Origin of the sequence: Brevibacterium sp. (assembly GCF_052105255.1) — a bacterium.
GTDB lineage: Bacteria > Actinomycetota > Actinomycetes > Actinomycetales > Brevibacteriaceae > Brevibacterium > Brevibacterium linens_B.
This window is the reverse complement of sequence record NZ_JBQDYQ010000020.1, coordinates 33,998-43,627: the sequence shown is the minus strand read 5'-3', so window position 1 is coordinate 43,627 and position 9,630 is coordinate 33,998. Positions and strand designations below refer to the sequence as shown.

Sequence of the window (9,630 nt, the reverse complement as noted above, 5' to 3'; positions counted from 1 at the left end):
CGCGGGGGGGGCGAGCCCGGTGCTCCCCCACTCCCCCCGCGGCGGGGGCCTGCCCGCCGGTGGCGCCCGCCCCCCCCGGGGTCAAGACTGGGGGGGGGGCCCCGTGGGCGGGGCCCCCCCCGACGTGTCTGACTCACGGCTCGGCAGATCCCGGCCGAGAGTCGGTCGAGGAGTTTACTTCTCCTCGGCAGCCTCGTCAGCGGTCTCGGCGTCAGCCTCGACAGCATCGGCCTCGACAGCGGCGTCCTCGGTGGGCGCCTCGTCGACGACCTCGGCCTCAACCGGTGCCTCTTCAGCCGGAGCGGCAGCGGCGGTGGCCTGTTCGGCTTCCTTCACGGTCGCCTGCTTCGGCGAGTAGGGCTCGAGGACCAGTTCGATGACGGCCATCGGGGCGTTGTCGCCGGGGCGAGGACCGATCTTGGTGATCCGGGTGTATCCACCGGGACGCTCGGCCATCGTTTCGGCGATCGAGGTGAAGAGCTCGTGCACGATCGACTTGTCGGAGATCTGGCCGAGCACGCGACGACGTGCGGCCAGGTCACCCTTCTTGGCGTTCGTGATCATGCGCTCGGCAACCGGGCGCAGGCGCTTGGCCTTGGTCACGGTCGTCTTGATCTGCTTGTGCTCGAACAGCTGGGCTGCCAGGTTGTTGAGCATCATGCGCTCGTGTGTGGGCGATCCGCCGAGGCGGGGACCCTTGGTTGGGGTTGGCATTGTCAGTTACTCCTAGGTCTTAATCAGTACTGTTCGTCTTCGACGTAGGACTGGTCCTCATCAACGAGTCCGGCTTCGAAGCCGGCAGGACTGTCCTTGAGGCTCAGGCCGAGCTCGTTGAGCTTCGCCTTGACCTCGTCGATCGACTTCGAACCGAAGTTGCGGATATCCATCAGATCGGCTTCGCTGCGAGCAACGAGCTCACCGACGGTGTGGATGCCTTCGCGCTTGAGGCAGTTGTAGGAGCGCACGGTCAGGTCGAGATCTTCGATCGCCAGCGCCAGGTCGGCGGCCAGTGCCGCGTCCACAGGCGAGGGTCCGATCTCGATGCCTTCAGCTTCGACGTTGAGCTCTCGAGCCAGGCCGAAGAGTTCGACCAGGGTCTTGCCCGCAGATGCGATGGCATCGCGCGGGGTCATCGAGGGCTTGGTTTCGACGTCGAGGACCAGTCGGTCGAAGTCGGTGCGCTGTTCGACACGCGTGGCTTCGACCTTGTAGGTGACCTTGAGAACCGGGGAGTAGATCGAATCGACCGGGATCCGGCCGATCTCTGCATCCGCGTTCTTGTTCTGAGCGCTCGAAACGTATCCGCGTCCACGTTCGATGGTCAGTTCCATGTCCAGACGCCCCTCACCATTCAGCGTGGCGATGTGCAGGTCCGGATTGTGGATCTCGACCCCGGCGGGAGCAGAGACATCGGCAGCGGTCACGGTGCCGGGTCCCTGCTTGCGCAGGTAGGCGACGACCGGTTCGTCGAATTCGGACGATACGACCAGGGACTTCAGGTTGAGGATGAACTCGGTGACATCCTCCTTGACTCCCGGTACGGTGCTGAACTCGTGGAGCACTCCGTCGATCCGGATGGACGTGACGGCGGCACCAGGGATCGAGGACAGCAGGGTCCGGCGAAGCGAGTTGCCGAGGGTGTAGCCGAATCCGGGCTCGAGCGGTTCGATGGCGAACCGTGAGCGGTTATCGGAGACGACTTCTTCCGTGAGCGTTGGGCGCTGTGCAATGAGCACGTGGGCTTCCTTTCAGCGAACATCCGCTATATGACGTTCGCACTGCACGTCATGGCTCTGAGGCCATGAAGAACGGTTCGGGTTATCTGGGAATCCGTTCTGCGACCGATGTCGGACAAGTGCCCGTCATCCGTTGCAGTTCCACGGAAGGATCAGCCGCGGCGGCGCTTGGGGGGACGGCAGCCGTTGAACGGAACGGGGGTGACATCCTGGATGGTTCCCAGTTCCAGGCCGGCGGCCTGCAGCGAACGGATGGCCGTCTCGCGGCCCGAGCCCGGTCCCTTGACGAACACGTCGACCTTCTTCAGGCCGTGTTCCTGCGCCCGGCGAGCAGCCGATTCAGCAGCCATCTGAGCGGCGTACGGGGTCGACTTGCGCGAACCCTTGAAGCCGATCTCACCTGAGGAGGCCCAGGAGATGACAGCACCGGTCGGATCGGTGATCGACACGATGGTGTTGTTGAAGGTTGATTTGATGTGAGCCTGGCCGGCAACGATATTCTTCTTCAGCTTGCGGCGAGGCTTGCGCACTGTAGCGGCGCGTGACTTGGGAGGCATATGTCCTACTCCTGATCGAGGTGGTTGGCGCTGGCCAACCGGGTGAGCGTGTTACTTCTTCTTACCGGCCACGGTGCGCTTGGGTCCCTTGCGGGTACGCGCATTGGTCTTGGTCCGCTGACCGCGAACCGGCAGACCGCGGCGGTGACGCAGGCCTTCATAGCTTCCGATTTCGACCTTGCGGCGGATATCGGCGGCCACCTCACGACGGAGGTCACCCTCAACCTGGAATGTGCCCTCGATGTAGTCACGCAGCTGGACGAGCTCTGCGTCGCTCAAGTCCTTCACACGGGTATCAGGGCTGATTCCCGTTTCGGTCAGGGTCTGGCGCGCACGGGTGCGGCCCACACCATAGATGTAAGTCAAGGCGACTTCCACACGCTTTTCACGCGGGATGTCGACTCCGGCAAGTCGTGCCATGGGTACTGTCTCCTGTTGTTGTTTCGGAGGTGCTGATGCAGACCTGTCCTTGGTCTCCCAAGGTCTCCGGCCCCCGACCGGAGGTATCGTCCTGTGTCCGTTCCGCCGAAGCTCTCACTTCTCGCGGGTCCGAACGCAGATGGCGAGGTCTGCGCGGGTGTGGTGCTGCTGAAGCCCCTCTCGGAGGAGCCTCGATCTGCTCAGAACGAGCTGCTCAGCCCTGGCGCTGCTTGTGGCGCGGGTTGGAGCAGATGACGATGACCCGACCGTGACGGCGGGTAATCTGGCAGTTCTCGCAGATCTTCTTGACGCTGGGCTTAACCTTCATCGTTTTTCCTTCTTTCGGTCCCTGCCCGGCAGGACAGGACGCGAATGATCGAAGATCCTTACTTGTAGCGGTAAACGATTCGTCCGCGCGAGAGATCGTATGGAGACAGCTCCACGACGACCCGGTCCTCGGGAAGGATGCGGATATAGTGCTGTCGCATCTTTCCGGAGATATGTGCGAGCACCTTGTGCCCGTTGCTCAGCTCGACCCGAAACGATGCGTTCGGCAGAGCCTCGACAACGGTGCCCTCGATCTCAATGACCCCTTCTTTTTTGGCCATATCGTTCGCTAACCTCGTATTCCCGCGAAACCTTCGCGTTCGACGTAATCGTGTATCACCGACTCAGTGCCGGTGACCCCTCGGCCTGCCGTCCTCGTCACCACATGAAAAGATGTGGATGGCAGAAGCCGCCCACAACTGAAAAAGGGTGAGTTGAATGAGAACAGACCAATCATCAACCCTACACTACGGGGAAAGATTCTTCCACACGGTGTTCGCTTCCGGGCGTGAAGTCCCTTACAATTCCATCCTCGCCGAGGCGGCCGACCGCTCCCGTGACGGCTGAGGTCGAATGCACCCGACGTTCACCGACGCGACTGCTAGCGTGAGAACCGCCCCCGACGCAGTCCCCGAAGAGGAGTACACAGATGTCCGATTTCGATGCCATCACCGAGGAGTCCCTGGTCACGAAGGGCGGGCGCAAGTGGTCGTCCTTCCCCGGTTCCATCGGAGCCTTCATCGCCGAGATGGACTTCGGGGTCGCTCCTGCAGTGCGTCAGTCGCTGCAGACCATCGATGACCGCGACCTCTACGGCTACGCTCCCGCCGATCTCGTCGCCGATCTGAAGACAGCGACCTCGAGCTTCTGCTCCGAGCACTACGGCTGGCGCATCCCCGTCGGCCACATCGAACCGGCCAGTGATGTGCTGGCCGCGTTCCTCGGCGTGCTCACCCACCTCACCCCGCCCGACACCCCGATCGTGCTGCCGACACCGGCCTACATGCCCTTCTTCGACGTCGCGCGGGTGACCGGCCGCGAACTCATCGAAGTTCCGATGCTGCGGTCGGAATCCGGCTGGTCCCTCGATCTCGACGCCATCGCCTCTGCCCTGACGCCCGGTGCGACATTCGTTCTGTGCAATCCGCACAATCCGATCGGCAAGGTCTACACCGAGGCCGAGCTGTCGGCACTCGCGGACGTCGTCGAGGACGCAGGAGCCCGGGTGTTCTCCGACGAAATCCATGCTCCCGTCGTCTATGCCCCCGCACGGCACATCCCGTATGCCGCCCTCACCGAGGCGACCGCCGCGCACACCGCGACCGCGACGGCCGCGTCGAAGGCCTTCAACATCCCCGGCCTCAAATGCGCTCAGCTCATCCTCACCTCTTCTGCCGACCGTGATGTCTGGGCCGAGAAGGGGCAGTTCGTCTCCGGTGCCGCCTCGAACCCGGGAATCCTGGCGACGACCGCCGCATACACCCGCTCGAGCGACTGGCTGAGCGAGGTCAACGGCTACCTCAAGGCAAACCGCGATCATTTCACCGATCTCGTCGGCTCGCTGCTGCCGGGGGCCGCCTACATCGAACCCGAAGGCACGTATCTGGCGTGGTTGGATCTGCGCGGCTACGGCCTGGAGTCGGGTCTGTCCGCTATCATCCGTTCCCGCGCCGAGGTGGCCGTGACCGAGGGTCGCCTGTGCGGTGAGGTCGGGGCCGGGCATATCCGGTTCAACTTCGCCCTCCCCCGTCCTCTGCTCACCGAGGCGGTCGAGAGGATCGCCCGGATCCTCTGAGCCCCGTCCCGAGGCACGTTGTTCTTCGGCGGCTCAGTGCTCGGGCAGCCATTCGATGAGGTCGAAAGAGGAGCTGGCTCCCGCACACTCGCGGATCTGCTGATCGAAGCGCAGATAGTACTCGAGATTGCACTGCTGCATGAGAGCGCGGAACCGCACGGCCGGCTGAGTGCCGTCGACGAGGGCTTCGGGCAGCAGCGGGTGGGTCATCACGGCACGCGCGATGTCAAAGTACAGATCGAAGAAGCCTCTCAAGCTCAGCTCCGGGCATCCGGTTCCCGGCGCTGATCCGCCCGAGGTCAGTGCGTTCATGCGCTGCTCCAATTCAGGCAGCTGGGCGAGAGCGGCATCGAGTTCGAAGGCCCGAGTCGTCATCCTGCGAGCCGCGGCCGTGGAGTCGGGTGTCAGCTCTCCCGCCTCGGACCAGCTGGGACCCGACATCTCGGGCAGCCGCGCCGACAGCTGAGCGGACCGGTCTGCGAAGCCGATGAGGATTCCCGGCCTCAGCTGCCTGTATCCCAAGCTCTGGGCAATGTACTGCAGTCGGTCCCGCAGACCGCGCGAGGACTCCGGAACGGAATACACAACAGTGTGGAAGCGACCCTCGTAGTCCGGAAAGACATGGTCGCCTGCGATGTCGCCGAAGTCCGAGAGGACGTGTTCGCTCAGGCGGTAGACGGAGACCCGCCCGAAACGCTCACTGCTGATGATGCCTCGTTGGACCATTCGCACGAGCTGATTGTGCACGCTCGAGGAAGAATACCCGTGCTCACCCAGCACACTGACGATGACGGGCCCCGGCAGTCCACTCGCCTGCAGACACCCGAAAGCGGAGATCACATCGAAGGCGATACGTGTCATCCGATAGCGATCGCCCACATCTGTCCGACGTTTCGGGACATCGTGGACACTCGTCATGGCCAGATCCTACCGTGAAAACACAAGGATCGGTGCCGACAAGGACCGAGATCGCAGCGAAGCGACGAGGAGCCACAACATGGATGACGAGAAGCACTCAATCGATCAGCGCGCGTACCAGATGTCCCGCACATCGGGAATGCTGGCGGGGGCCATCACGGCCTTCATCGCCTTCTGCGCGTTCCAGATCTTCGGGTTCACCATCGCCGAGACCGCAACATGGATGTTCGCGCTCGGGCTGATGGCGGCGTCCGGAACTTTCGCCGCCGTCTACTTCGTCGGCAGGTCGACCCTGAGGAGGCAGATGGCGGCCACCTGAGTTCGGGCTCGGGCCCCCTCCCCCGCGGATCTCCCCTCAGATGCCGTTCGGAGGCACGGGAGTGATTCCGAACGGTGCCAATCCGGCCGCTCCACCGTCGGCGGCTGTGAGTACCCAGACTCCCCCATCGTGGCGAGCCACGCTGTGTTCCCAGTGGCTCGCCCGTGAGCCGTCTGCCGTGACGACTGTCCAGTCATCGGCAAGGGTGCGCGTATCCGCGCCGCCGGTGGTGAGCATCGGTTCGATCGCCAGGCACATTCCGGGCTTGATCTTCGGGCCGTTCGAACGCGCACGGTAGTTGAGCACCTCTGGAGCCATGTGCATGGAGGTGCCGATCCCGTGTCCGGTGAACTCCTCGACGAGACCCAGGTGGGGGAAGGACTCGGAGACGAAGTCATCGATGGCGTCTCCGATGTCGCTGACCTTCGTGCCCGTTGCGAACGCCGCGATGCCTGCCCACATGGCCGCCTCGGTGGCGGTTGAGAGCTCACGGTCGGCGGCCGTGCCCGCTTCGTCGCCGCCGACGATCATCGTCAGCGCGGAGTCCCCGTGGAAGCCGTCGACGATCGCACCGCCGTCGATCGAGACGATGTCGCCGGCGTGGAGGACACGAGGCCCCGGGATGCCGTGGACGATCTCCTCGTTCACGGAGATGCACACGACCGCAGGAAATCCCTGATAGCCCTTGAAGTTCGACCGTGCCCCGGCGGAGTCGATGACCGCCTCGGCGGCGGCGTCCACCTCGGCCGTGGTGGCCCCGGGAACGGCCGCGGACCGGGCTGCTGACAGCACTTGCCGTGTCAGCTGCCCGGCCCGATGCATGAGCTCAAGCTCCGCGGGAGTCTTCAGCTCGATACGCGGTCCGAAGATCATCGAATGGACGACAGGATGCGTTCGGTGATGTCGTCGACGTCGCCGAGGCCGTCGACCTGGCGCAGCAGTCCGCGGCTGCGGTAGATATCGGTCAGCGGCTGCGTCTGCTCTTCGTACACGTCGAGACGGTGGCGGATGACGTCTTCGCTGTCATCGCTGCGGCCCTCGGTCTGAGCCCGCGCGAGCAGGCGGGCGACGACCTCGTCGGTGTCGGCCGTGAGTTCGACGACGTGCTCGATGGCTGTGTCCTCGGCTGCGAGGATCCGATCGAGCTCATCGACCTGGGCACTGGTGCGGGGGTATCCGTCGAGGAGGAACCCGACAGCTGCATCGTCCTGTGCCAGACGGTCGGCGACCATCGAGTTCGTGACCTCGTCGGGCACGTATTCGCCGGCATCCATGTAGCGTTTCGCCAGCTTGCCCAGCTCGGTCTCACCCTTCACATTCGCCCGGAAGATGTCTCCGGTCGAGATGGCTGGGATGCCGAGCGCCTCGGACAGGCGGGCGGCCTGGGTGCCCTTGCCGGCGCCGGGAGGGCCGATCAGGATGATGCGTGAACTCATAAGATGTCCTTCCAATGGGATGTCCGCTGAACGTCAGCGTCCGGTCGTATCAGCGCAGCAGACCCTCGTAGTGGCGCTGCTGCATCTGTGCGTCGATCTGCTTGACCGTTTCGAGGCCGACGCCCACGACGATCAGCAGGGAGGTGCCGCCGAACGGGAAGTTCTGATTGGCATTGATGAGCACCAGCGCGATCAGCGGGATGAGGGCGACGAAGGCAAGGTAGAGCGAGCCGGGGAAGTTGATGCGGCTGAGTACGAAGCTGAGGTATTCGGCAGTCGGGCGACCGGCACGGATGCCGGGAATGAAGCCGCCGTACTTCTTCATATTGTCCGCGACCTCTTCAGGATTGAAGGTGATGGCCACGTAGAAGTAAGCGAAGAAGATCGTCAGCAGTGCGTACACGGTGATGTAGATCGGGTGATCACCGCGGGTGAAGTAGGTGTTGATCCATTCGACCCACTTCGACTCGGGATCGAAGAACTGCGAGATCAGGCTCGGCAGGTAGAGAACCGAAGAGGCGAAGATGACGGGGATGACACCGGCCATGTTCACCTTGATCGGGATATAGGTCGAGGTTCCGCCGAACATCCGACGGCCCACCATGCGCTTGGCGTACTGGACGGGAATCCTGCGCTGCGACTGCTCGACGAAGACGACGAGAGCGACGAGAACGAGACCGACTGCCATGACGATGAGGAAGATGTCGACGCCCTGCTCACGGAAGATCGCGCCGAGCGAGGACGGGAACGCCGATGCGACGGAGGTGAAGATGAGCAGCGACATTCCGTTGCCGACGCCATGCTCGGTGATCTGTTCGCCCAGCCACATGATCAGGCCAGTGCCTGCGGTCAGCGTCAGCACGAGGACGGCGATGCCCCACCAGGTGTCGTTGGCGATGAGGTCCTGGCAGCCTTCGACCTTTCCGAACAGTGCCCCGGAGCGGACGGTCGCAACGAGAGTCGTCGAGTTGAGGATCGCGAGGCCGATGGTCAGGTAGCGAGTGTACTGAGTCAGCTTCGCCTGACCCGAGGCTCCTTCCTTGTGAAGAGCCTCGAAGCGCGGAATGACCACGCGCAGCAGCTGGACGATGATGCTCGCGGTGATGTAGGGCATGATGCCCAGAGCAAAGATCGACAGCTGCAGCAGCGCGCCGCCGCTGAAGAGGTTGATCATGGCGAATCCGCCCTCATTGAGCTGAGGCGAAGCCACGCATTCCTGCACCTTGGTGTAGTCGATGCCAGGCGAGGGAATGAACGAGCCGAGTCGGAAGATGACAAGAATGCCCAGGGTGAAGAGGAGTTTCTTCCTCAAGTCGGGCGTTCTGAAGGCCCTCCGGATTGCGCCGATCAAGCGTCCTCCTCGTTGGGGGATGAAAAGTCAGAGTCGTGGTCGCGACCTGGCGATTGAGACAAATACCTGCAAAAGACTACCAGGGTATGCCCTCCAGGCCGAAACCGGCGAAGCCCGTTGCGGCCTGAGTTTCAGGCGCTGTCCGAGAGGTCTCGGGGGCTCGGTTCGAGGTGGCATCGTCATGGACTCTCACCGGTGTGCTCGCGGCGGAGCGATGCTCGCCGCCGTGACAGTTGCGAGCATGCAGAAGGGGGCGGCCACCGAAGTGGCCGCCCCCATTCCGGCGATGAGGCCGGGATACCGTCCGCGGGGAACGGATCAGGCCTCGTTGGCGCTTCCGCCTGCAGCCTTGATCTTCTCGGCTGCGGAGCCGGAGAACTTGTCTGCAGTGATGTTCAGGGCCACGGTGATCTCACCGGTGCCGAGAACCTTGACGGGCTGCTTTGCGCGCACAGCGCCCTTCTCCACGAGGTCGGCGACGGTGACGTCTCCGCCCTCGGGGAACAGGCTGGACAGCTTGTCGAGGTTGACAACCTGGAACTCCACCTTGGCGGGGTTCTTGAATCCACGCAGTTTGGGCAGACGCATGTGCATCGGAGTCTGGCCGCCCTCGAAGCCGTGCGGAACCTGGTAGCGGGCCTTCGTGCCCTTGGTTCCGCGTCCGGCGGTCTTGCCCTTCGAAGCCTCACCACGACCGACGCGGGTCTTGGCGGTCTTGGCTCCCGGGGCAGGGCGCAGATCGTGCAGCTTCAGCGAGTCGTTGTTCGACAT

The 9,630-nt window shown here is 63.6% G+C and carries 13 protein-coding genes; 2 read left to right on the top strand and 11 right to left on the bottom strand.

Annotation, left to right across the window (positions count from 1 at the left end):
- Positions 1 to 174 precede the first annotated feature (174 nt).
- From rplQ to infA, 6 genes are all read right to left on the bottom strand, one after another.
- Complete coding sequence (gene rplQ, locus ACTIIH_RS07790) at positions 175 to 714, bottom strand: 50S ribosomal protein L17 (RefSeq protein WP_101555477.1); 540 nt, start codon at positions 712 to 714, stop codon at positions 175 to 177.
- Between the two features lie 23 nt (positions 715 to 737).
- The gene (locus ACTIIH_RS07785) at positions 738 to 1,736 is read right to left on the bottom strand and encodes a DNA-directed RNA polymerase subunit alpha (RefSeq protein WP_025777903.1); all 999 of its coding nucleotides are present in this window, start codon (positions 1,734 to 1,736) and stop codon (positions 738 to 740) included.
- A 152-nt stretch (positions 1,737 to 1,888) separates the two neighbouring features.
- Positions 1,889 to 2,293 (bottom strand): 30S ribosomal protein S11, encoded by a 405-nt coding sequence (gene rpsK / locus ACTIIH_RS07780; protein WP_025777904.1) that lies wholly within the window; start codon positions 2,291 to 2,293, stop codon positions 1,889 to 1,891.
- A 51-nt stretch (positions 2,294 to 2,344) separates the two neighbouring features.
- Positions 2,345 to 2,713, bottom strand: a complete 369-nt coding sequence (gene rpsM / locus ACTIIH_RS07775) for a 30S ribosomal protein S13 (RefSeq protein WP_025777905.1) — start codon at positions 2,711 to 2,713, stop codon at positions 2,345 to 2,347.
- A gap of 214 nt (positions 2,714 to 2,927) precedes the next feature.
- Complete coding sequence (rpmJ, locus tag ACTIIH_RS07770) at positions 2,928 to 3,041, bottom strand: 50S ribosomal protein L36 (RefSeq protein ID WP_009884960.1); 114 nt, start codon at positions 3,039 to 3,041, stop codon at positions 2,928 to 2,930.
- 58 nt (positions 3,042 to 3,099) lie between these two features.
- Entirely contained in the window at positions 3,100 to 3,321 is a 222-nt protein-coding gene (gene infA / locus ACTIIH_RS07765) for a translation initiation factor IF-1 (protein ID WP_025777906.1), read from the bottom strand.
- Between the two features lie 368 nt (positions 3,322 to 3,689).
- Between infA and ACTIIH_RS07760 the strand changes: the two genes are divergently transcribed.
- The gene (locus tag ACTIIH_RS07760) at positions 3,690 to 4,835 is read left to right on the top strand and encodes a MalY/PatB family protein (RefSeq protein WP_101555476.1); all 1,146 of its coding nucleotides are present in this window, start codon (positions 3,690 to 3,692) and stop codon (positions 4,833 to 4,835) included.
- Positions 4,836 to 4,868: 33 nt separating this feature from the next.
- On the opposite strand, the gene ACTIIH_RS07755 is transcribed toward ACTIIH_RS07760, so the two are convergent.
- Positions 4,869 to 5,753: a PaaX family transcriptional regulator gene (locus ACTIIH_RS07755; protein WP_101555475.1), complete on the bottom strand. Its 885-nt coding sequence runs from the start codon at positions 5,751 to 5,753 to the stop codon at positions 4,869 to 4,871.
- A 79-nt stretch (positions 5,754 to 5,832) separates the two neighbouring features.
- Here ACTIIH_RS07755 and ACTIIH_RS07750 point away from each other — a divergent pair, with 79 nt between their 5' ends.
- Positions 5,833 to 6,072 (top strand): hypothetical protein, encoded by a 240-nt coding sequence (locus ACTIIH_RS07750; protein ID WP_101555474.1) that lies wholly within the window; start codon positions 5,833 to 5,835, stop codon positions 6,070 to 6,072.
- Positions 6,073 to 6,108: 36 nt separating this feature from the next.
- Here the strand turns inward: ACTIIH_RS07750 and map are convergent, their stop codons facing one another.
- From map to rplO, 4 genes are all read right to left on the bottom strand, one after another.
- Positions 6,109 to 6,945 carry a type I methionyl aminopeptidase gene (map, locus tag ACTIIH_RS07745; protein ID WP_101555473.1) on the bottom strand — a complete coding sequence of 279 codons (837 nt, stop codon included), beginning with the start codon at positions 6,943 to 6,945 and terminating at the stop codon, positions 6,109 to 6,111.
- Entirely contained in the window at positions 6,942 to 7,508 is a 567-nt protein-coding gene (locus ACTIIH_RS07740) for an adenylate kinase (protein ID WP_101555472.1), read from the bottom strand. The genes map and ACTIIH_RS07740 overlap by 4 nt, the downstream gene beginning before the upstream one ends.
- A 49-nt stretch (positions 7,509 to 7,557) precedes the next feature.
- Positions 7,558 to 8,859: a preprotein translocase subunit SecY gene (secY, locus tag ACTIIH_RS07735; RefSeq protein WP_441451323.1), complete on the bottom strand. Its 1,302-nt coding sequence runs from the start codon at positions 8,857 to 8,859 to the stop codon at positions 7,558 to 7,560.
- Between the two features lie 318 nt (positions 8,860 to 9,177).
- Positions 9,178 to 9,630: a 50S ribosomal protein L15 gene (gene rplO, locus ACTIIH_RS07730; RefSeq protein WP_025777913.1), complete on the bottom strand. Its 453-nt coding sequence runs from the start codon at positions 9,628 to 9,630 to the stop codon at positions 9,178 to 9,180.